Annotated in this window: 18 protein-coding genes and 1 pseudogene; 9 read left to right on the forward strand and 10 right to left on the reverse strand. The window is 73.4% G+C overall.

Annotation, left to right across the window (positions count from 1 at the left end):
- Window positions 1–34: 34 nt before the first annotated feature.
- The 5 genes and pseudogenes from DIZ27_RS17295 to DIZ27_RS17315 all read left to right on the forward strand — a co-directional run bounded on the left by DIZ27_RS17295 (window position 35) and on the right by DIZ27_RS17315 (window position 3,686).
- Window positions 35–874 (forward strand): helix-turn-helix transcriptional regulator, encoded by an 840-nt coding sequence (locus DIZ27_RS17295; protein WP_109379311.1) that lies wholly within the window; start codon window positions 35–37, stop codon window positions 872–874.
- On the forward strand, window positions 871–1,074 hold the full coding sequence (locus DIZ27_RS17300; RefSeq protein WP_109379312.1) for a DUF397 domain-containing protein: 204 nt from the start codon (window positions 871–873) through the stop codon (window positions 1,072–1,074). Before DIZ27_RS17295 ends, DIZ27_RS17300 begins: the two co-directional genes overlap by 4 nt.
- A 180-nt stretch (window positions 1,075–1,254) precedes the next feature.
- Window positions 1,255–2,139, forward strand: a pseudogene (locus tag DIZ27_RS17305) (alpha/beta fold hydrolase).
- A gap of 63 nt (window positions 2,140–2,202) precedes the next feature.
- Entirely contained in the window at window positions 2,203–2,883 is a 681-nt protein-coding gene (locus DIZ27_RS17310; RefSeq protein WP_109379313.1) for a maleylpyruvate isomerase family mycothiol-dependent enzyme, read from the forward strand.
- A 104-nt stretch (window positions 2,884–2,987) separates the two neighbouring features.
- On the forward strand, window positions 2,988–3,686 hold the full coding sequence (locus DIZ27_RS17315) for a copper homeostasis protein CutC (RefSeq protein WP_109379314.1): 699 nt from the start codon (window positions 2,988–2,990) through the stop codon (window positions 3,684–3,686).
- Between the two features lie 20 nt (window positions 3,687–3,706).
- On the opposite strand, the gene DIZ27_RS17320 is transcribed toward DIZ27_RS17315, so the two are convergent.
- Window positions 3,707–5,794, reverse strand: coding sequence for an ATP-binding domain-containing protein (locus DIZ27_RS17320; RefSeq protein WP_181383564.1), 2,088 nt, complete (start codon window positions 5,792–5,794; stop codon window positions 3,707–3,709).
- A gap of 347 nt (window positions 5,795–6,141) precedes the next feature.
- On the opposite strand from DIZ27_RS17320, the gene DIZ27_RS17325 reads away from it, so the two are divergent.
- Complete coding sequence (locus DIZ27_RS17325) at window positions 6,142–6,345, forward strand: hypothetical protein (protein WP_109379315.1); 204 nt, start codon at window positions 6,142–6,144, stop codon at window positions 6,343–6,345.
- Here DIZ27_RS17325 and DIZ27_RS17330 read toward each other — a convergent pair whose 3' ends face one another.
- From DIZ27_RS17330 to DIZ27_RS17345, 4 genes are all read right to left on the reverse strand, one after another.
- Window positions 6,346–8,064 (reverse strand): alpha/beta hydrolase, encoded by a 1,719-nt coding sequence (locus tag DIZ27_RS17330; protein ID WP_181383565.1) that lies wholly within the window; start codon window positions 8,062–8,064, stop codon window positions 6,346–6,348.
- 572 nt (window positions 8,065–8,636) lie between these two features.
- Entirely contained in the window at window positions 8,637–10,280 is a 1,644-nt protein-coding gene (locus DIZ27_RS17335; RefSeq protein WP_109379316.1) for a DNA repair helicase XPB, read from the reverse strand.
- A gap of 160 nt (window positions 10,281–10,440) precedes the next feature.
- Window positions 10,441–10,815: an iron chaperone gene (locus DIZ27_RS17340; protein WP_109379317.1), complete on the reverse strand. Its 375-nt coding sequence runs from the start codon at window positions 10,813–10,815 to the stop codon at window positions 10,441–10,443.
- A 32-nt stretch (window positions 10,816–10,847) separates the two neighbouring features.
- Window positions 10,848–13,433, reverse strand: coding sequence for a helicase C-terminal domain-containing protein (locus DIZ27_RS17345; RefSeq protein WP_109379318.1), 2,586 nt, complete (start codon window positions 13,431–13,433; stop codon window positions 10,848–10,850).
- Between the two features lie 119 nt (window positions 13,434–13,552).
- Here DIZ27_RS17345 and DIZ27_RS17350 point away from each other — a divergent pair, with 119 nt between their 5' ends.
- Both DIZ27_RS17350 and DIZ27_RS17355 read left to right on the forward strand, forming a co-directional pair.
- Window positions 13,553–14,617 (forward strand): hypothetical protein, encoded by a 1,065-nt coding sequence (locus DIZ27_RS17350; protein ID WP_109379377.1) that lies wholly within the window; start codon window positions 13,553–13,555, stop codon window positions 14,615–14,617.
- A 31-nt stretch (window positions 14,618–14,648) separates the two neighbouring features.
- A complete protein-coding gene (locus DIZ27_RS17355) occupies window positions 14,649–15,305 on the forward strand; it encodes an HAD family hydrolase (protein WP_109379319.1) in 657 nt (218 codons plus the stop codon).
- A gap of 28 nt (window positions 15,306–15,333) precedes the next feature.
- Here DIZ27_RS17355 and DIZ27_RS17360 read toward each other — a convergent pair whose 3' ends face one another.
- Entirely contained in the window at window positions 15,334–15,582 is a 249-nt protein-coding gene (locus DIZ27_RS17360; RefSeq protein WP_109379320.1) for a hypothetical protein, read from the reverse strand.
- A gap of 164 nt (window positions 15,583–15,746) precedes the next feature.
- On the opposite strand from DIZ27_RS17360, the gene DIZ27_RS17365 reads away from it, so the two are divergent.
- Window positions 15,747–16,130, forward strand: a complete 384-nt coding sequence (locus DIZ27_RS17365) for a cold-shock protein (protein WP_109379321.1) — start codon at window positions 15,747–15,749, stop codon at window positions 16,128–16,130.
- Window positions 16,131–16,183: 53 nt separating this feature from the next.
- Here DIZ27_RS17365 and DIZ27_RS17370 read toward each other — a convergent pair whose 3' ends face one another.
- The 4 genes from DIZ27_RS17370 to DIZ27_RS17385 form a co-directional block, all read right to left on the reverse strand.
- The gene (locus DIZ27_RS17370) at window positions 16,184–17,035 is read right to left on the reverse strand and encodes a 1,4-dihydroxy-6-naphthoate synthase (protein ID WP_109379322.1); all 852 of its coding nucleotides are present in this window, start codon (window positions 17,033–17,035) and stop codon (window positions 16,184–16,186) included.
- Window positions 17,025–17,720 carry a futalosine hydrolase gene (locus DIZ27_RS17375; protein ID WP_258308417.1) on the reverse strand — a complete coding sequence of 232 codons (696 nt, stop codon included), beginning with the start codon at window positions 17,718–17,720 and terminating at the stop codon, window positions 17,025–17,027. Before DIZ27_RS17375 ends, DIZ27_RS17370 begins: the two co-directional genes overlap by 11 nt.
- Window positions 17,721–17,782: 62 nt before the next feature.
- On the reverse strand, window positions 17,783–18,280 hold the full coding sequence (locus DIZ27_RS17380; RefSeq protein WP_181383566.1) for a DUF2771 domain-containing protein: 498 nt from the start codon (window positions 18,278–18,280) through the stop codon (window positions 17,783–17,785).
- Window positions 18,281–18,343: 63 nt separating this feature from the next.
- The gene (locus DIZ27_RS17385; protein ID WP_109379378.1) at window positions 18,344–19,783 is read right to left on the reverse strand and encodes an MFS transporter; all 1,440 of its coding nucleotides are present in this window, start codon (window positions 19,781–19,783) and stop codon (window positions 18,344–18,346) included.
- Window positions 19,784–20,071 lie beyond the last annotated feature (288 nt).

The raw sequence follows: 20,071 nt of genomic DNA on the forward strand, positions 1-20,071 counted from the left end.
GAGAGTGCCTGTCGGTGAGGGAGAGGGGCAGCCCATGGTGCAGGTCGCGGAGCAGGCAGCGCGGAATGAGGATCCTGCCGACGAGTTGCTGCGTTCCTTCGGCAGGCAGGTCAAGATCCTCCGCGAGCGGGCCGGGCTCACTCAGGCCGCACTCGCCCCACGGCTCGGATACAGCGAGGCGCAGATCGCCGCGATCGAGCAGGGGCGCCGGATTCCACGGCCGGAGACCATCGACAACCTCGACAGTCTGCTGGAGGGCGGTGGGTTGCTGCTCGCCATGAAGCGGGCCGTGGCGCTCACGCGGTACCCGGCGTTCTTCCGTGACGCGGCGCGGATCGAGGAGGAGGCCGTCGAGTTCCACGCGTATGCGGTGCTGGCCGTGCCCGGTCTGCTCCAGACGGAGGAGTACGCGCGGACCATGTTCACCGTGTGGAGGCCTCGGCGGCGCGAGGACGAGATCGAGCAGATGGTGGCGGCTCGGATGGCACGCCACAAGCTCTATGAGCGGAAGCCCGCGCCGACGCTCAGCTTCGTCATCGAGGAGTCCGTGCTGGAGCGGCCGTTCGGCGGGGTGGACGTGCTGCGTGGTCAGTTGGAGCACGTGCTGCTCGTCGCCGAGAACCCCCATGTCGAGATTCAGGTCATGCCGACCCGGGTCACCGATCACGCGGGGGCGGACGGGCCGTTCACGATGATGACCCCGGAGGGTGGTGAGCAAGTGGCGTATGTGGAGAGCCAGGCCAACGGGCGCGTGATCACCAAGCGGGAAAGCGTACGTGGGTTCGCCGTGCGGTATGGAATCCTGCGGGCGCAGGCGTTGTCCCCTGACGAATCCGTGCGTCACATCGAGAAGTTGCTGCAAGGAGACCTATGAACACCGAGCAGTCCCAGGCACAGGCGCTCCACTGGTTCAAGTCCAGCTACAGCGGTGGCGCGGGCGGCGAGTGCGTCGAGGTCGCTGCCCTCCCCGCCTCCGTCCACGTCCGAGACTCCAAGGACACCGGCCGGGGCACCCTCACGGTGAACCCCGCCACTTGGTCCGCCTTCGTCGCGCACGCGAGCCACGCTCACTGACCGAAAAGCGACGTCAACATGGCGTGACGTCGGCTTGGCCCGCTTCCGTCGGCCTTGGCAGCATCGGCGGTAGCAAACAAAACACGGTGCATATGGCTGCACCAGGTCCTGGGGCCGTTCCTTCGGGAGCGGCCCGAGTGCTTTCCGGAAAAGATCGCGGGTGCCGCGAGGAAGCAGAAAGTGAGCCGCCAGGTGCAACCGACGTTCGTACTGGTCCACGGAGCCTTCGCGAACTCCTTCTCCTTCGCGCCGCTCCAGGCCGAACTCGGCCTGCTCGGGCACCGTTCGGTCGCCGTCGACCTGCCCGGCCACGGCTTCGCGGCGACCTACACCCGCGCCTACCAGGCGCCGTAGGATCCCGAAGGGCTCGCCACCGCGCCCGGTGCGATCAAGGGCGTCACGCTCGCCGACAACGCCGCGCACCTGATCGGGGTCCTGGAGCGGGCCAAGCGGAACGGCCCGGTGATCCTCGTCGCCCACAGCCGCGGCGGCGTCACGGCCACGGCCGCGGCCAACGCGCGGCCCGACCTGATCGACCGCGTCGTCTACGTCGCGGCCTGGTGCCCGGTCGCGCTCGACGTCGGCGACTACTACGCCGAGCCGGAGATGGCCGCGGTCGACGCCGCCTCCCTGGGCCTGGCGATGGCCGGGAACCCCGCCGAGCTCGGCCTGCTCCGCGTCAACTTCCGCACCGCGGACCCGGCCGCCCTCGCGGCGCTCAAGGCGGCTTTCCTCGCCGACGGCACCGACGAGGAGTTCCTGACCTTCCTGAACACCTTCCAGCCCGACGAGAACCTGGACGTCGGCACCTCCGCCGACCGGGCGCAGGCGGCGACCTGGGGGCGTGTCCCGAAGACCTTCGTCCGCCTGGCCGACGACGCGAGCATGCCGCTCGCCCTGCAGGACCGGCTGATCCGCGAGGGCGACGAGCTGACGCCGGACAACCCGTACGACGTCCGCACGCTCGCGGGCAGCCACCTGAAGTGGCTGGTCGATCCGGCGCCGGCGGCCCGGACCCTGGGCGAACTCGCCGCGCTCCCGGCCCCGGCCCCGGCCACGGAGTGACTCCCGTGCCCGCCCCGCAACGGTTCCCCTCCTGGGGGCGCAGCCGCCACTAGCGTGGGTGGCATGACGACTCCTGCGGATGTGCAGAACGTACGAGACCCGGAGCTGCCCGGACGGCTGCTGACCGTCGAGCGGGACGCGCTGATCCCGTTGCTGCGGAGGAGGCCCGACGCGGACTTCGCGTTGCCGGTGGCGGCGTGTCCGGGGTGGACGGTGCGGGATGTGCTGGCGCACTGCTCGGCCGCGTTCACGCGGGTGCTGGAGCGCCGGTTCGAGGAAGGGGTGTTCTCGCCCGCGTCCAACGACCGGGACATCGCCGAGCGGGCCGAGTGGACCAACGCCCAGGTCGTCGACGAGCTCGAGCGCGGGATGACCGAGGCCGGGCCGGTGATCGCGAAGGCGGACGGAGCGCTGGACGTCCTCGCGCTGGGCGAGTGGGTGCACGCGGGGGACGTGCGCGAGGCGTTCGGGGAGCCCGGCGCGTACGCGGGTGCGGGGCTGCCGTCCGCGTTCTCCCTGCTGGCCTACGTGACCGGTCGGAAGGGGCACCTTCCGCTGCACGCCGACCTCGACGACGTGGACGAGCCCCTGCGGCTGGGCGACACCTCGGGCCGGCGGCCCCCGGCGCGGTACATCGGGGACGGGCCGACGCTCGTACGGCTCTACGCGGGACGGCCGGTGGACGGCGCCGCGTACGAGCTGGCCGGAGCGGAGGCGGCGGAGCTGAACATCTTCGACGAGTGAGGCGCGGCGAGGGCTCCAGGGGCGCGGATCTTCGGGTGGCGGGCGTAGGGTGGATTGGACTAGACCTCTAGTCGCCGCCGATCGATGCCGAGGAATGGGGTCCCATGAGCAAGCGTGCAGTCCTGGAGGTGATCGCCCTCGACGTCGAGGACGCCGTCGCCGCGCAGGCCGGGGGCGCGGACCGGCTCGAGCTGGTCACCGACATGGCCGCCGACGGGCTCACCCCGTCCGCCCGCACCGTCGCCGCCGTGCGCGCGGCCGTCGACATCCCGCCGCGGGTGATGCTGCGGTTGGCGGACGGGTTCGCCGCGGGTGACCTCGGCCGGCTGGTGGACACGGCACGGGAGATGCGGGACGCGGGGGCGGAGGAGTTCGTCCTCGGGTTCCTGGACGCGGACGGCGGTGTGGATCTGGGCGCGGTGGAGCGGGTGGTCGACGCGCTGGACGGCTGCCGCTGGACCTTCCACCGCGCCATCGACCGCGCCGCCGACCGCGCCGCCCTGCGCAAGCAGCTCGACGGACTGCCGGGCCTCGACGCCTACCTCACGGCCGGCGCGCCCGGCGGTGTGGCCGACGGGCTGCCGACGCTGCTCGCCGAGGCCCGGCGAGGGGGACAGGGCGAACCCGGGTACGAGCAGCAGCTGCTCGTGGGCGGCGGGCTGCGGCTGGAGCAGGTGCCCACGCTGCTCGGCGCCGGGATCCGTGCCTTCCACATCGGTGGCGCGGCCCGGCCGGACGGGTGGAACGGGCCCGTCTCGGCGGAGGCCGTGGCCGAGTGGCGTCGGGTGGTGGACGGGGGCTGACACCGGCTCCACGGACCGGATCAGTTCAGCAACTGCTCCGGCAGTGGGGCCGCGTGGGTCACGATCAGGCCCGAGACCGCTCGGGTCAGGGCGACGTACAGGCGGCGCAGGCCGGTGCGTTCGTCGGGCTCGGCGTCGACGACCGCGCGTGGCTCGTCCAGGACCACGTAGTCGTACTCCAGGCCCTTCGCCAGTGACGCCGGGACCAGGGTGAGCCGGGTGTCGTACGTCGTCTCCTGGCCGGGCGCGACGTGCCCGAGGCCCGCCGCGGTGAGTTCCCGGGCCAGTTCCGGGACGCGGGCGTCCGCGGCGATCAGGCCGACCGAGCCCTCGTGGCCCAGCAACTCGCGGCAGGCCGAAACCACTTCGCCGCTCCCGGTGATCGGGCGGACCTCGAAGAAGCCCGGGTTGTCACGGATCGACGCCACCGGCTTCAGCCCGGGCGCGATGTGCGGGAGCAGCCGGGAGGCGTACGCGATCACGTCCGTCGGGACGCGGAAACCCGCGGTCAACTCCTCGACCACCGCCTCCCGTTTGCCCAGGTGGGCCAGTGCCTCCTGCCAACTCCGGGTCGCCCACGGCGTGGTGCCCTGTGCCAGGTCGCCGAGGACGGTCGCCGAGCCGGTGGTGCAGCGCCGGCCCACCGCCCGGTACTGCATGGGGGAGAGGTCCTGCGCCTCGTCGAGCACCACGTGCCCGAGGGAGGGGGTGCGCCGGATCAGGTCGGTGGCCTCGTCGATCAGGACCGCGTCGGCCGCCGACCACTTCGCGGACCGCACCGACCGCGCCGGCTTCGTCCACAGGACCGCCTTCTGCTCGTCCTCGTCCAGCAGTCCGGCCGCGTGCTCGGCCAGGAAGTCCGGGTCCGCCAGCAGGCGCAGGACGAGTTTCGCCGGGTCGACGGCCGGCCAGACCGTCTTCACCGCCGCCTTCACCGCGCTGTTGCGGGCCACCGTGTCCTGCACCCTGTCGTCCGGCGCCTCCCCGGCACGCTCCATCCGCACCAGCACGGCGTGCGCGACGCGCTGCGGCAGGGCCTCGCGGGCGGCGCCGTAGCGGATGTCGCGGTCGAGCAACTGGCGGACGATCTCCTCCAGTTCGTACGCCGGTACCCGCCAGTGACGTGAGCCGCGTACGACGACGACCGGTTCGGTGGGCATCGTCACGTGCGCGTAGAGGGCCCGGCGCAGGACCTCGGCCATCCTCGCGTCGCCCTTGACGAGCGCGGCCCGCGCGTCGTCCGTCCCGCGCACCTCGACATGGGCCACCAGGTCGTCCACCGTCGCCTGCCCGACCGCCAGTTCGCCCAGCGCGGGCAGCACCTGCTCGATGTAGTGCAGGAAGGACCGGTTCGGCCCGACGACCAGCGTGCCCGTGCGGGCCAGCCGCTCGCGGTGGGCGTACAGGAGGTACGCCACCCGGTGCAGGCCGACGGCGGTCTTCCCGGTGCCGGGGCCGCCCTGCACGCAGACGCTGCCCGACAGGCCGGACCGCACGATCTCGTCCTGCTCGGGCTGGATGGTGGCGACGATGTCCCGCATCGGGCCGACGCGCGGGCGCTCGATCTCCTGCTGAAGCAGCTTGCTGGTGACGGCCCCCTCGGTCGGGTCGGACAGGTGCTCGTCCTCGTACGCCGTGAGGTCGCCACCGGTGTAGCCGAAACGGCGGCGCAGCGCGATGTCCATCGGGTCCTTCCTGGACGCCCGGTAGAACGGCTGCGAGACCGGCGCCCGCCAGTCGATCACCATCGGGTCGCCGTCGGCGTCGTGCACATGGCGGCGACCCACGTAGAAGACCTCGCCCTCGGCCCCCTCCGCCCCTTCGGCGCCCGGGGCGTGCAGGTAGTCGAGCCGGCCGAAGAACAGCGGGGTGTCGCTGAGGTCGGCCAGTGCCTTGACGCGCTCCGCCATCTGGCGTTCCAGGATCTGCGCGTTGACCCAGTTCGCGGTGACGTCGCGGAGGTCGAGGGCCTCGACGTCCGCGCGCATGGCCCGCAGGGCGGTACGGGACGCGGCGAGGTGCGCACGTTCGCGGTCCAGTGGGCCGGCATCGGCGGGCGAGGGCGCGGACGCGGGCGTGGGGGCGGGTTCGGGGACGTGCGCGGGCACGGGGCTGCCTCCGGCTGGTGCTGACGGTGATGCCGTGTGATCACGGCATGGCTGACCGGCCGGTTTCCGTCCGGGCGGTGGCGCTCCGGCGAGGGAGGCGGGACCCCCGGACGACGCGGACGACGCGGACAGCGCGGACAGCGCGGCCGGGGCGAGCGGGAGATTCTAGTCGGCCGCAGGCCCCGGGAGCGAACGGTTTCCCTCCCGGCCGTGCCCCTCAGGGATTCTCGGGGTTCCGGGTCCTCCTCGCAGGGGAGGCCGGCCGCCTCAGGGGGGACCGGGTGGGGACCCGAAGTCGGGCCCGAGGGCTGACGCTCCGAACGGGTGATCCGGCGCACTCTGGACACATGAGCGCAGCGACCTTCATCCCGGGCGACCGGGCCGGTGACCAGGGCCCTCCGCGCCGCGGTGCCACTGCCACCCGCTCCGTCCACCACCCCCCGCACCGTGTCGGCAACGCCTTGCGCGCCGTCAGGGTCTTCGCCGAGGCATTCTTCTCGGTCACCGTCCTCGGCGAGTACGAGGAGGAGGCCGGCGTCCGCCGCCGCTGATCACGTACGCGGCGGAAGCAGGCCCTCGACGACCTCCAGGGGCCAGGCGCCGTACGACGACGGCAGTGGCCCGCCCGGGGTCGCGGCCCGCGGCAGGCCTCCGGCAGGCGTCCCGGGCTGCGCCCGCACCGTTTCCGACACCGACGGCGCCTCGGCCGGCGGGGCGAACGGCGGGAGGTCCTGCGTGCACCGCGCGCCCTTCGGCGGCAGCGCGCCGGTGAGGAAGTACCGCACCACGTGCCGTCCCACGCACGCACTCGGGTTGTCCAGCGCGGTGTGCCCGTAACCGTCCAGGGTCAGCAGCCGCGCGTCACCCAGTTCCTCGACCATGTCCTGGGCCGCCCGGTACGGGGTGGAGGGGTCGTGGGTCGTGTTCACCACCAGCACCGGGTGGGCGGTCGCCCGGTCCCACGGGCCGGTGTACGGGTCGGCCGCCCGGGCCGGCCACGTGGCGCACGGCTCGTTGGCCCACACCCACCAGCGGGCCAGCTCCCCGGACTCCGCCACCGCCCGCCGCTCCAGCTCGGGGTAGCGCAGCGGTGACCGCGGGTTGGGGCTCTCCGCGCACAGCACCGCGAGCGGCTGCTCGAAGCCCGGGTAGCGCGCCGGGCCACCCGGCGGGACGCCCGGTGCCAGGAGGGGCCGGCCGGACCACAGCGCCTCCAGCAGGTCCGCGACACCGGTCCAGCCGGGGTGCACGGTGTAGAGCCCGCCGCGCACCTCGCTCACGGCCCTCGCGTACGTCCAGTCACCGGCCGGCCGTGCGGCGAGGCGCCGCATCAGAGTGTCGTACTTTTCGCGGGTGGCCGCCGGGGTGCCCGCCGAGAAGACGCAACCGGTCACGGGTGCGCGCCCGCAGTGGTCGAGGAACTGTGCCAGCGTGTCGGCCGAACCGAGGTGGGAGCCGAGCCGCAGGAACGTGTTCACCTCTTCGGCCTCGCCCGTCGTGCCGCCCTCGCCCAGCCAGGCGAGCGGGTCCACGTTCCCGTCCAGGACGAGCCGCCCGACCCGCTCGGGGAACAGGTTCGCGTAGGTCGCGCCGAGCAGTGTTCCGTACGAGACGCCCCAGTACCGCAGTTGCTCCTCGCCCACCGCGGCGCGCAGCAGGTCCAGATCGCGGGCGGTGTCGGCGGTCGAGACATGGCGCAGCAGTTGCGGATCGCGCTGCTCGCACTGCTTCGCGAGGTCGGCGTACGCGGCGGCGAACGCCTGCTGCTCGCGCACGCCCACCGGGAACGGCGGGACCTTCGTCTGCCAGGCGGCGGCCTCCTCGGCGGTGTCGAAGCAGCGTACGGCCGTGCTCTCGCCGACCCCGCGCGGATCCCAGCTGACGATGTCGTAGCGGTCCCGCAGTTCCTCCGGGAACCTGTCGTACAGCTGCGGCAGTCCCACGGTGCCGGGGCTGCCCGGGCCGCCGGGGTTGAAGAACAGCGTGCCGACCCGCCGGTCCGGCGCGGCGGCGCGGTGCCTGATCACCGCCAGCTCGATGGTGCGGTCCCCGGGGCGGGTGTGGTCCAGGGGCACGTTCGCCGTCGCGCACTCGAACCCGGTCTGCGTGATGTCCGGGCAGTCCCGCCACCGCAGCACCACGCCGTCGCCGCCGCCCGGTCCGCCCGCGGACGCCGGGCCGACCGCCCCGAGCAGCAGCGCCAGTGCTCCGGCCGCCGCGCCGGCGGCTCGGGTGAGGGGTATCCGTGTGGCGGTGGCGGTCCGTGGCATGGGCAGGCCCTTCCCTCGCGGCGACCGGGAGTCGGGCCCGCGGCAGCGGACCCGCTGTCATACCATCGGCGGTCCGCCGGCCGGGCAACCGACACGCGTCCGTTCGGGTGTTGAAGTGGGTGACCCGCCCCCGTCCGTCCGAGTACGTACGCCGATGCGCGGGCACCGGCCACGCGGCTTGACCGCCCTCATGAGCCACGACCCCTTCGCCCCCTGAGGCGCCCGGTGCCCCGCCCGGCCGACCGGGACCGCTGGGCCTGGACGGCGTCCACCGTCGCGGCCGTGCTCCCGGCGGTCCCGGGACCGGTGGTGCTGCCGGTGGGAGCGATGTCCCCCAGGCGACCGACGGTTGCGGCCCCGACGACTGCTCGCAGGCCCTGACGACCGCCCTGGACGGGGCCCTCCGGGCGATGCTCCTCGGCGGCGTCCTCACCTTCGGCGCCTGGCCCACGCCCTGGCCGCCGCCGCTGTTCGTCATCCTGCTGGTGTTCGGCCTTCCCGGGGGATGACGACCCGAGGGACGACGATCCGAGGGACGACGGTCCCGGGAACGACGCCCCGGAGGCGCACGCTCAGCTCTCCGCGAGGAGTTCGTCCGCGTCGACGATGCGGTAGGCGTAGCCCTGTTCCGCCAGGAAGCGCTGGCGGTGGGCCGCGAAGTCCTGGTCGATGGTGTCGCGGGCGACCACGGAGTAGAAGTGGGCCTGGTGGCCGTCCGCCTTGGGCCGCAGGACCCGGCCCAGCCGCTGGGCCTCCTCCTGCCGGGACCCGAAGGTGCCCGACACCTGGACGGCGACCGTGGCCTCCGGGAGGTCGACCGAGAAGTTCGCGACCTTGGACACGACCAGCACGCCGATCTCGCCCTGCCGGAACGCCTCGAACAGCTTCTCCCGCTGCGCGTTCGACGTCTCGCCCTTGATCACGGGGGCGTTCAGGTGTTCGCCCAGCTCGTCCAGCTGGTCGATGTACTGCCCGATGACGAGGATCTGCTGACCGGCGAAGCGGCGCACGATCGCCTCCGTCACCTTCCGCTTGGTGGCGGTCGTCGCGCAGAAGCGGTACTTCTCCTCGGTCTCCGCCGTCGCGTACGCGATCCGTTCGGAGTCGGTGAGGTTGACCCGGACCTCCACGCAGTCGGCGGGCGCGATGTAGCCCTGCGCCTCGATCTCCTTCCACGGCGCGTCGAACCGCTTCGGCCCGATCAGCGAGAACACGTCCGACTCGCGGCCGTCCTCACGCACGAGGGTCGCCGTCAGGCCGAGCCGCCGCCGGGCCTGCAGATCGGCCGTGAACTTGAAGACGGGGGCGGGCAGCAGGTGCACCTCGTCGTAGAGGATCAGGCCCCAGTCCCGGGAGTCGAAGAGTTCCAGGTGGGGGTAGACGCCCTTCCGACGGGTCGTCAGCACCTGGTAGGTGGCGATGGTGACGGGGCGGATCTCCTTCTTCGTCCCGCTGTACTCGCCGATCTCGTCCTCGGTCAGCGAGGTCCGCTTCACCAGCTCGTGCTTCCACTGCCGGGCCGAGACGGTGTTGGTGACCAGGATCAGCGTGGTCGACTTCGCCTGGGCCATCGAACCGGCGCCGACCAGCGTCTTGCCCGCGCCGCAGGGGAGGACGACCACGCCGGAGCCGCCGTGCCAGAAGTTCTCCACGGCCTGCTTCTGGTACGGGCGCAGCGCCCACCCGTCCTCGACCAGCTCGATGGGGTGCGCCTCGCCGTCCACGTACCCGGCGAGGTCCTCGGCGGGCCAGCCCAGCTTCAGCAGCGTCTGCTTGATCTGCCCGCGCTCCGAGGGGTGCACGGCGACGGTGTCCGGGTCGATGCGGGCGCCGACCAGCGGGGCGATCCGCTTGGAGCGCAGCACCTCCTCCAGTACGGGCCGGTCGGTGCTGGTGAGGACGAGACCGTGCGCCGGGTGCTTGAGCAGGCTGAGCCGGCCGTAGCGGTCCATCGTCTCGGCGACGTCGACGAGCAGCGCGTGCGGCACCGGGTAGCGGCTGTACTGCACCAGCGCGTCCACCACCTGCTCGGCGTCATGGCCGGCGGCCCGCGCGTTCCACAGGCCGAGCGGGGTCACCCGGTAGGTGTGGATGTGCTCCGGGGCCCGCTCCAGTTCGGCGAAGGGCGCGATGGCGCGACGGCAGTCGTCCGCCTGCTCGTGGTCGACTTCCAGGAGAAGCGTCTTGTCGGACTGGACGATGAGCGGACCATTCACGCGCGGCTGCCTTTCTGCGACGGACTCGGCACGGGCACTGCACGGGCACAGCTCGGCCAAACGCCCAGTTTGCCTGATCGCCCGCCCTCCGGGATCCGGAGTGACGCCCGCCACTTCGGGTCCGGAGGGCGGGAGCTCGTCAGCAGATCGCCGGTGTACGTCAGCAGATCGGGCCCGGCTCGGCCGCTGTGGCCCGGAGCAGGGCGCGCACCAGGTCGAAGTCGATGGTCGCCGGATCCTCCGGCTTGCGGAACCGCAGACAGCCCTTGCCCATGTCCTGCCCGGCCAGCCGGTTCTCGAAGGCCGCACGGACGTCGCCACGCAGGAGGTAGAAGGACAGGTACTGCTTCTGGGAGGCGAAGGCGATCTCGGCCGTGCCGTCCCGTTCGTAGGCGGGCATGCCGTACGCCATCACCTCGGTGAAGCCCGTGAGCTCCGCCCTGCACAACCGCCGCAGTTCGGCCAGCGCGGCCCTGCGTGGCTCCGGGACCTCCGCGAGGTAGCTTTCGACGTCCTGCACCGTGCTCCGCACCATGGGTGGAGCCTACGCCGCGCCGCGGAGCGGGCTCAGCTTTCGTCGTCCGCCGGTTCTGCCAGTTCCGCGACGCCCGTGATCCGGTGCAGCGGATAGGTACGGACCTCGTCGGCGGTGTGGTCGTACGCCGTGACGAAGCCGCCCTCGACGCGGACCGGGGCGATGACCCGCTGGCTGGCCGCGCCCTCGGCGTTGACGTAGCCGATCCACAGCGTCTCGCCGGTGAGGACGGCGGCCTGCACGGTGGCGAGGGTCTCGGCGGACCCGGTGCGCGGCAGCTCACCGCCCCCGCCCCCCGCTCCGGCCGCCTCCCCTGCCCCGTCCCGGGGCTTGCGGGGGGCGGTGGAGGCGAGGTCACCCGCCCGTACGGCCCGGATCGCCGCCGTGAGCAGGGTGTCGTCGGGCACCGGCGGCCCCTCCGGAACCGGCTCGGGCGGGGTGCGCGGCGGGGTGCGGCGGGCATGGGCGCGGGTGATCAGGACGTCGCCCTCGGCGGACTCGGCGGCCGGCGCGAACCCCATCTGACGCAGCCCCTCCAGCAGGCCGGCCGGATCGGCCCGCGCGGCCAGTACGGTCGGCGCGAGACGGCGCAGCCCCAGCCCCGCGGCCCGCTTGTCGGCGAGGATCTCGTTCAGTACCGCTTCGTCGTCGCAGCGCACGTACGCGGAGGCCGCGCCCACCCGCAGATGCCCGTGCCTGCGGGCCACGTCGTCGATCAGATACGCCAGCGGCTGCGGAACCGGTGTGCGGGAGTGCGCCGCGAGGAAGGCGTGCAGGTCCGCGGCGGTCTGCCCGGCGTCCAGGGCACGGCGTACCGAGCCCGGCGTGAACCGGTAGACGGTCGCCCCGCCCTTCGACTCCACGTCCGCGAGCACGTCCAGCATGTCCGCGAGCGGCCGTTGCAGCGGGCCCGGCGCGACGGCCGTCAGGTCGGCCTGGAGCAGGACGTGGTCCAGCGGTTCGGGCAGCAGCGGTGCCAGCAGCCGGGCGGCGGCGGCGATGTTCCTCGGCTCGGCGGGGGAGAGGGGGGCCGGCGGCGGGGCCGGCCGGTGGTGGACCGGCAACCGGGCGCCCGGCCCCCGGGGCTCCGGTTCCGCCGTGGGAGCCGGTTTCGGCGCGGGCAGGCCGAGCAGCGCCCGCCCGTGGGCCGACAGCGCCCCCCGGCCGGTGATCCCCAGCATCTCCGCCTCGGTGAGCGTCCACCGGGCGAGCCGGGAGCGCAGGTCCTCGCCGTCGCCCCCGCCGGCGCGCGGCGGGCGTTCCCACCGCAGCCGCGCCCACACCGACTCGGCCATCGGAGCCGCTCCCTCCGGCAGCCCCGCCAGCAGCGCCAGCACCCGGTGCCGCACCTCGGGCGCCGCCGACCGGTCGAGCCCCGGGCCGAGCGCCGCCACCGCGTGGTCCTTCGCGTCCCGCCCGCCGACCAGCCCCGGGGTCCGGGTCGCCGCCAGCCACGCCGTGGCCAGCACCGTCCAGCGCTCGGCGGCGGGCCGCTCCAGCCAGGTGTCGTACGCCGGGGTCGCCGCGTACCGTTCGTCGGCCTCCCCGTCGGAGGCCAACAAGCCCGCCGCATAGGCCAGTTCGACCCAGAACGCGGCGACCGGCTCGGGCACGTCCAGGGCGACGGCGGTCCGCTTCAGGTCCCGCACGCTCAGCCCGCCGGACCGCAGCACCGCCGGGCCGCCCTCGTCCCAGTCCTTCAGCAGCTCCTCGACGGTCGCCAGCGCCGTGTACGCCTGCCCGGCCGCCGCCGCGTCCACAGCCTGTGGACGGTGCGCGGCCGCGGTCGCGGGCACGGGTTCGACAGGTGGCGCCACCGGCTCGGTCACCCGGTGCGCCCGCCCGCCCCGCAGATGCAGCGCCACCTCACGCGGCAGGACGACCGTCCCGGGCCCCGTCGGCAGCAGCAGCCCCCGGTCCAGCAGCAGGCGCAGCCGGGGCGCCGGATCGGCGGTGACCTGGCCGTAGGGCGGTCCCCACACCAGCCGCTCCAGCACCTCCGACGACTCGGACGGCACCTCGGTGAGCAACGCCGACATCCGCGTCCGGTCCGTGAACAGCCCGGTCAGGGCGGTCACCGCAGAGACCGAGTCATGGGTGGACGGCAGTCCGGCCGCCGTGACGATCTCCTGGATCCGCCCCGGGGACATCCCGGCCGTCGCCTCCCGCACGCTCGGGCCGAGACCGGTCGGCGAGGGGTGCTGTGCGGAGGGGGAGAGCAGCTCACGGGCCGTACGGACCAGCCGCATCCGGTCGTCGCCGCCCCACACCAGTGCCTGTTCGCGCAGCGTCCGCACGGCGTGCGGCAGCGCGGCGGACACCGCGGGGTCGCCCTCGTCGCCCGCCAGCAGCCCGAGCAGCTCGTCGTACGACGCCGGATCGGCCGCCACGGCCAGCGCCTGCGCGGTCTGCAGCGCGAACCGGTCCAGCCGCTCCAGGGCCCGCACGACCGAGGCACGGGTCCCGGCCCGGGTGGCGAGCTGGGTGAGGTCGGTGGGCACGGGCGTGATGAGGTCCGGCCTGCTGCGCAGGAGCGCGGCAAGCCCGGCGTCGTCCCGTCCCCGGAGCGCCTCCGCGAGGGATCGGGGGGCCGCCGCGGGCTTCTCCTCGGTGCTCATCCGCCTCACGGTAGCGGGTGGGTACGCCGGTGGGGTGCGCGGAGTTGGGCCGGTCGACCGGACTCGCGGTACCGTCGTCCGACGTCGTGTACCAACGCATCCGCCCCGGAGGGGACTTCGTGGGTATCGAGAGTGACCAGGTCGTCTACGAGTACCTGAGCCGCGTCGGCGACGTGGCGCAGCAGCGGCAGCTGCCGTCGGCGACCCGGATGGGTCTGGTCGCCCGGCTGCGTGACGAGATCGACCGGCGCCGGGCGAGGTCCGCGGTCGACTCCCCGGCCGCCGTGCGCCGCATCATCTCCCGCATGGGCACCCCGGACGAGGTCGTGGCGGCGGCCGCGGACCCCTCCGGGACGGCCGGGGCGGCAGGGGCGGCCGGGACCGACGGCTCGGATCTCCGACCGGAGGGGCCCACCGCGAACAGACCCGCACCGCCGCCCGCCGCGGTTCCCACCCAGCGGAGCGGGGACCGCGTCGGGCGCGCGAGGGACGTCCTGCGCCGCGCCGTTCCCCGCCCCCGTCCGGCCGGGAACCCGCACCCCGCGCCTTCCTCCACCGGCGTACCGTCCCCGCCGCACCAGGCCGGTACGGACGAACTCGGGGACAGCGCCACCCAGCCCGACTGGTGGCGGGTGGACGACAGCCCCTTCGGCGTCGGCGACGAGGTCACCGGTTTCGTCGGCGGCGTGGAGATCCCCGAACTGCTCAAGCCCCCGCCGTCGAAGGAACCGGACGGGGCGACGGGCCTGGAAGGGAAGACGCCCGCGCCGGCCGTGGTCGAAGCCGGAACCGAGGCCGAGACCGGCACCGGCTCCGCCGGGCGCCGGTTCCTACGCCTCCCGTCCGGCCGCTGGAGCAACCCCCTGCTCCTGGTCGCCGCGGGCCTGCTGGTCGTGGGCGCCGTCCTGGGCAACTGGTTCGCCCTGCTCCTCGGCTGGGTCATCGCCTACGCCTCCCGCCGCCTCACCCAGGCCGAGATCAAGTGGGCGGTCGTCGTCCTGCCGGGCCTCGCGATCGCGGGCGGAATCGTCTGGCTCTGGGGCCGGACCGAGGAACGCTGGGGCACCCCCATCGCCGACGGCACCATGAACGACGCCGTCTCCGAAACCTGGCCCTGGGTGGTCCGGGCCGCTGCGGTGACCTCGGCCCTGTTCCTCACCTGGCGCTCCCAACGCCCCCGCTGACCTCGCACGAGTCGCAGGCACAATGGCGGGTATGGCCTTTATGACCCCGCTCCCGTCCGCCCCGTTTCCGTCCGCGCCGCTCACCGTCGGCTTCGACCTCGACATGACGCTCATCGACTCCCGGCCGGGCATCCGCGCCTGCTACCTGGCGCTGGCCGAGCGGACCGGCACCCACGTGGACGCCGATCTCGTCGTCACCCGGCTGGGGCCGCCCCTGGAGGACGAACTGGTCAACTGGTTCCCGGCCGAGCGGGTCGAGGAGGCGGCGGACCTGTACCGGGCGATGTACCCGACGTACGCCATAGCCCCCACGCCGGCGCTGCCCGGCGCCCGCGACGCCATGGCGGCCGTACGGGAGGCGGGCGGACGCGCGATCGTCGTCACCGCGAAGCACGAGCCCAACGCCAAGCTGCACCTCGCCCACCTCGGCATCGAACCGGACGCGGTGATCGGCGATCTGTGGGCCGAGCAGAAGGCGCTGGCGCTGCGCGAGCACGACGCGGGTGTGTACGTCGGCGACCATGTGGGTGATGTGCGCGGCGCGCGGACCGCCGGAGCGCTGGCGGTCGCGGTCGCCACCGGCCCGTGCGACCCGGCGGAACTGCGCGCGGCGGGTGCGGACGTCGTCCTCGCCGACCTGACCGAGTTCCCCCGCTGGCTCTCGGACCACTGCTCGGCACGCCCCTGACGGCTCACCGCCCGGGGCGCGTGACGGCCTACTGCCCGGCGCGTGCCTGACGGCGGCCCGCTGCGGCCGAGCGGAGCACTCCCGCGCCGGCCATCAGGAATCCGACCCCCATGAGCATGCTCAGTACGAACATGTACGTCGGAAAGGGCTCCCTACCGAAAAACAACGGGGCCACCGTGACCAGAGTGGCCACGGCACCGATGATGAAGACGACGCCGCCGGCCCGGACCAGGCCGTCGCCGGGCGCCGTGGAATTCGCTTGGGTTTTGTCAGCCACCGGACCAGGGTAGTTCCTGGCCGGAGGGAACTACCGGGCGACGTCTTGTCACCTGCCCGAAGACCATTAGCCTTGGTTGCGGCGGGTCACCAGGACTCGCCCGAGCGTTATCAAGAGCAGTTTTCAGAAGCGGTTTCCCGACGAGTACGAGGACGAGGACGGACGTGCCCACCGGCAAAGTCAAGTGGTTCAACAGTGAGAAGGGCTTCGGCTTCCTCTCCCGCGACGACGGCGGTGACGTCTTCGTCCATTCCTCGGTCCTCCCCGCCGGAGTCGAGACACTGAAGCCGGGTCAGCGGGTGGAGTTCGGCGTGGTCGCCGGGCAGCGAGGTGACCAGGCCCTGTCCCTGACCGTCATCGACCCGGCCCCGTCGGTCGCGGCGGCCCAGCGCAAGAAGCCCGACGAGCTGGCCTCCATCGTCCAGGACCTGACGACCCTGCTGGAGAACCTCACGCCGAACCTGGAGAAGGGCCGCTACCCGGACCGCACCTCCGGGAAGCAGATCGCGGGGCTCCTGCGCGCCGTCGCCGACCAGCTGGACGTCTGATCCGGCCGGACGTCCGGCACCGGCACCGGTACCGACACCCGCACCGGTACGGGTCAGGGGAACCGCAGTGCGTCCGGGCCGAGGGGCGGTACCAGTCCCTCGGCCGCCGCACGCGTCAACAGGCCCCGTACGGCCGCGTAGCCGTCCTCGCCGAGGTCGGCGGTGAACTCGTTGACGTACAGCCCGATGTGCTGGTCGGCGACGGCCGGGTCCATCTCCTGGGCGTGCGCCATGACGTACGGCCGCGCCGCCTCGGGGTCGTCCCAGGCGGCCCGTACGGAGCCGCGGATCGAGTCGGCGAGCAGGGTCAGCGTCCGCGCTCCGAGGGACCGCTTGGCGATGATCGCGCCCAGCGGGATCGGCAGCCCGGTGGTCCGCTCCCAGTGCTCCCCCATGTCCGCGAGCCGGTGCAGCCCGTAGTCCTGGTACGTGAAGCGCGCCTCGTGGATGACGAGCCCGGCGTCCACCTTTCCGTCCCGTACGGCGGGCATGATCTCGTGGAACGGCATCACCACGATCTCCCCGACCTCACCGGGCACCACGTCCGCCGCCCACAGCCGGAACAGCAGGTACGCCGTCGACTTCTCGCTGGGCACGGCGACCGTGCGCCCGGTGAGTTCCCCGGGCTCCCTGGTCAGCACCAGCGGTCCGCAGCCCCGGCCCAGCGCGCCCCCGCAGGGCAGCAGCGCGTACTCGTCGAGGACGTGGGGGAGGACCGCGTACGACACCTTCAGCACGTCCGACTCGCCGCGCTCGGCCATGCCGTTGGTGATGTCGATGTCGGCGAAGGTGACGTCGAGGGCCGGCGCGCCGGGGACGCGGCCGTGCGCGAGGGCGTCGAAGACGAAGGTGTCGTTCGGGCAGGGGGAGTACACGATCCCCAGTCGCTGCTGCTCAACTGTCATACCGGTTCCAACTCTCCAGGACGGGCGCGATCTTCCCGAAGCCCTCGGTGAGGGCGTTCAGGGCGTCACCGATGCGCCAGGCGGCGCGGTCGCGCGGGCCGACGGGATTCGACACCGCCCGTATCTCCAGCACGGGTACGCCGTGCGCGGCGGCGGCCTCGGCGACGCCGAAGCCCTCCATGGCCTCGGCGAGCGCGCCGGGGTGGCGGTCGCGGAGCAGGGCGGCGCGGGCCGCGGTGCCGGTCACCGTCGACACGGTGAGCACGGCACCGGTGAGCGCGCCGGACGCGGCGGCCACCTCCCGGACCAGGGCGGCGGGGGGACGGTGGGTGACGGTGCCGAAGCCGAGGTCGGTCACCGGCAGGAAGCCGTCGGCCGTCTCGGCGCCCAGGTCGGCGGCGGTGATCTCGTCGGCGACGACGAGCGAGGCGAGGGGCGCGTGCGGCGGGAAACCGCCGGCGATCCCGGCCGAGACGACCAGGCCGTAGGGGCGGCCGTCCAGAGCGGCGGCGGTGAGCGCGGTGGCCGTGGAGGCGGCGGCGAGGGCCGGGCCGACACCGGCGGCGATCAGATCGGGGCCGTCGGCGATCTCGACGACATTCGCCCCGGGCAGGGCCCTCTCGTGCGCGGCACCCGGGAAGGCCCGAGCCACCGCGTCCCGTTCGGCGGGGACGGCGGTGGCCACGAGGACGCCTCCCCGCGCTCCAGGGCTCCTGGGAGCGGGGGGCGTCCCGGCGGACGACGCGATCAGGCTTCCTTCTTCAGCCGGAAGGACCACAGGCCCGTGGCCTCGTTCTCGCCCTGCTTGATCGACACCAGGGTCGAGTTGCCCTGCGCGCCGTACTGGGCGTTGAAGAACACGCTGCCGGGGATGGTGCGGTAGGTCTTGGTGCTGGAGTCGGTCAGCGGCTGACCGTTCATCAGGATCGTCCAGCCCTTGTCGGCGAGGTCCGGGTCGACACCGAAGCGCACGGTCTCGTCCGGGTCGACCGAGATCTCCTTGATGTCCTTGTCCTTCAGGCACGACGTCAGGTCGGCGGCCTTCAGGGCCTGACCCTTACCGCCGCAGGTGGCCTCGGAGGACACCGAGTCACTGCCCACGGTGATCGTGGACATCGCCGTCGGCTTCTCACAGGCCGACAGGACGAGCAGTCCGGCGGATACGGCACCGGCGGCGACGACGGCACGGCGCCGTCGCACAGCGCGGTCACTTCGAGCGGCTGTGCCGCGGGGCAACGTGGTCATGGGCGAAGGTTATCGGGCACGTCCGGTCAACCTCCCACGTGGGGGTACGGCGTGGCCGGAGCGTTACGCCACTCGCGCGCGTCCGTGGCCCCCGTGCCGGGCGGAGCCGATCAGCGCGCGGACGGTGGTCAGCCAGCCCGTGGCGACGATCGCGGCGCCCACCGCGAGTCCCAGCGACCCGATCAGCGGCATCGCGATACCGATCGCCCCGCCCAGCACCCACGACATCTGCAGCAGCGTCTCGGAGCGTGCGAACGCCGACGCGCGGACCGTCTCGGGCACGTCCCGCTGGATCAGCGCGTCCAGGGACAGCTTGGCCAGCGCCTGCGCGAAGCCGGCGACCCCGGCGAGGCAGGCCACCACGACCGCGCCGAACAGCGCCGCCGCCGCGATCGCCGCGGTCACCACGCAGGCCACCACCGTCACGATGATGATCTCCGGCGCGCGGGACCTGAGCGACGCGCCGACGGCCGTACCGAGCGCGTTGCCCGTGCCCGCCGCCACCCCCACGATGCCCAGGGACACGGCGGCACTCTGGCCGGTCATCGGATGCTCGCGCAGCAGGAACGCGAGGAAGAAGATCAGGAAGCCGGTCAGGCAGCGGATGGAGGCGTTGGCGGCCAGCGCGTGGGTGACGGCCGGGCCGACCGTGCGCAGGCCGGGCCGCTTGACGGGCTTGCGGTGCGGGCCGTGCAGATGGGTCTCGTCCGCCGCGAGCAGCGCCGTGTGCTCGCCCTTGGCGGAGTCCACCTTCGCCGGCAGCCGGAAGGACAGGAACATGCCCGTGACGAAGAGCACGAACGCGCCGTACAGCGGCCAGCGCGGTCCGATCTGGTGGAGCCCCGCGCCGATCGGTGCCGCGATGCCGGTGGCCAGCAGCCCGCCGAGGGTGACCCGCGAGTTGGCTTTCACCAGGGAGAACGCGGGCGGCAGCAGCCGGGGCACGACGGCGCTTCTGACCACCCCGTACGCCTTCGAGGAGACCAGTACGCCGAGCGCGGCCGGATACAGCTCGATGCCGCCGGTGACCACCGCGCCGGACAGCACCAGGGCGAGCAGCGCGCGGGCGAGCATCGCGCCCGCCATCGCGGCCCGGCGGCCGTGCGGGAGGCGGTCCAGGAGCGGGCCGATCACCGGGGCCAGGAGGGTGAACGGCGCCATCGTGATGGCGAGGTAGAGCGCGACCCGGCCGCGTGCCTCGTCCGTCGGCACGGAGAAGAAGACGGTGGACGCGAGCGCGACGGTGATCATGACGTCGCCGGCGCCGTTCACACCGTGCAGCTCGATCAGTTTGCCGAGCCCGGACTCCCCGGCGCCGTGCGCGTGGGTGGCCCGGCGGATTCCGCGTGCGGTTCCGGTCACCGGGAAGCGCAGGACGCGGCCGACCGCGCGCAGACGGCCGCCCGGCCTGTCCGCTGTGAGGCGTCGGGCCTTCCCTTTGACTCTGGCCCCGTTCGGCCCACCGGTCCCGGTGGCGCCCTGGGGTGTCCTCGCGGTAGCCACGACGTTCATAGTGCCCTGATACGGCGGTCCGTAGTGCCTCAACCGCCTCGACGGCCCCGCGGTGTGCGGCTTCCGGCGGAACGCGGCACCGGCGCGCGGTGCCCGGGAACACCTGAGAACACTCGAGAACAACCGTCGGTGTAGGCCCAGCGCACGCGAACAGGTAGCGTGCGTATCTCAGCCATCCCGCAGAATGGATGGAGGCGCGCCCGAGCACGATCAGGCGTGGACGTCGACGCGGTCCTCCGGTCCGCTCCGTCCGCCCTCGCGCTGGGAGTGGCGCACTCG

Source organism: Streptomyces sp. NWU339, assembly GCF_003143855.1.
In the GTDB taxonomy this organism is placed as follows: domain Bacteria; phylum Actinomycetota; class Actinomycetes; order Streptomycetales; family Streptomycetaceae; genus Streptomyces.

Excerpts from the sequence above, each read along its gene's own strand:
- DIZ27_RS17295 (WP_109379311.1), top strand. The coding sequence starts at position 35 with ATGGTGCAGGTCGCGGAGCAGGCAGCGCGGAATGAGGATCCTGCCGAC.
- DIZ27_RS17300 (WP_109379312.1), top strand. The coding sequence starts at position 871 with ATGAACACCGAGCAGTCCCAGGCACAGGCGCTCCACTGGTTCAAGTCC.
- DIZ27_RS17310 (WP_109379313.1), top strand. The coding sequence starts at position 2,203 with ATGACGACTCCTGCGGATGTGCAGAACGTACGAGACCCGGAGCTGCCC.
- DIZ27_RS17315 (WP_109379314.1), top strand. The coding sequence starts at position 2,988 with ATGAGCAAGCGTGCAGTCCTGGAGGTGATCGCCCTCGACGTCGAGGAC.
- DIZ27_RS17325 (WP_109379315.1), top strand. The coding sequence starts at position 6,142 with ATGAGCGCAGCGACCTTCATCCCGGGCGACCGGGCCGGTGACCAGGGC.
- DIZ27_RS17330 (WP_181383565.1), bottom strand. The coding sequence starts at position 8,064 with ATGCCACGGACCGCCACCGCCACACGGATACCCCTCACCCGAGCCGCC.
- DIZ27_RS17340 (WP_109379317.1), bottom strand. The coding sequence starts at position 10,815 with ATGGTGCGGAGCACGGTGCAGGACGTCGAAAGCTACCTCGCGGAGGTC.
- DIZ27_RS17345 (WP_109379318.1), bottom strand. The coding sequence starts at position 13,433 with ATGAGCACCGAGGAGAAGCCCGCGGCGGCCCCCCGATCCCTCGCGGAG.
- DIZ27_RS17355 (WP_109379319.1), top strand. The coding sequence starts at position 14,649 with ATGGCCTTTATGACCCCGCTCCCGTCCGCCCCGTTTCCGTCCGCGCCG.
- DIZ27_RS17370 (WP_109379322.1), bottom strand. The coding sequence starts at position 17,035 with ATGACAGTTGAGCAGCAGCGACTGGGGATCGTGTACTCCCCCTGCCCG.
- DIZ27_RS17380 (WP_181383566.1), bottom strand. The coding sequence starts at position 18,280 with ATGACCACGTTGCCCCGCGGCACAGCCGCTCGAAGTGACCGCGCTGTG.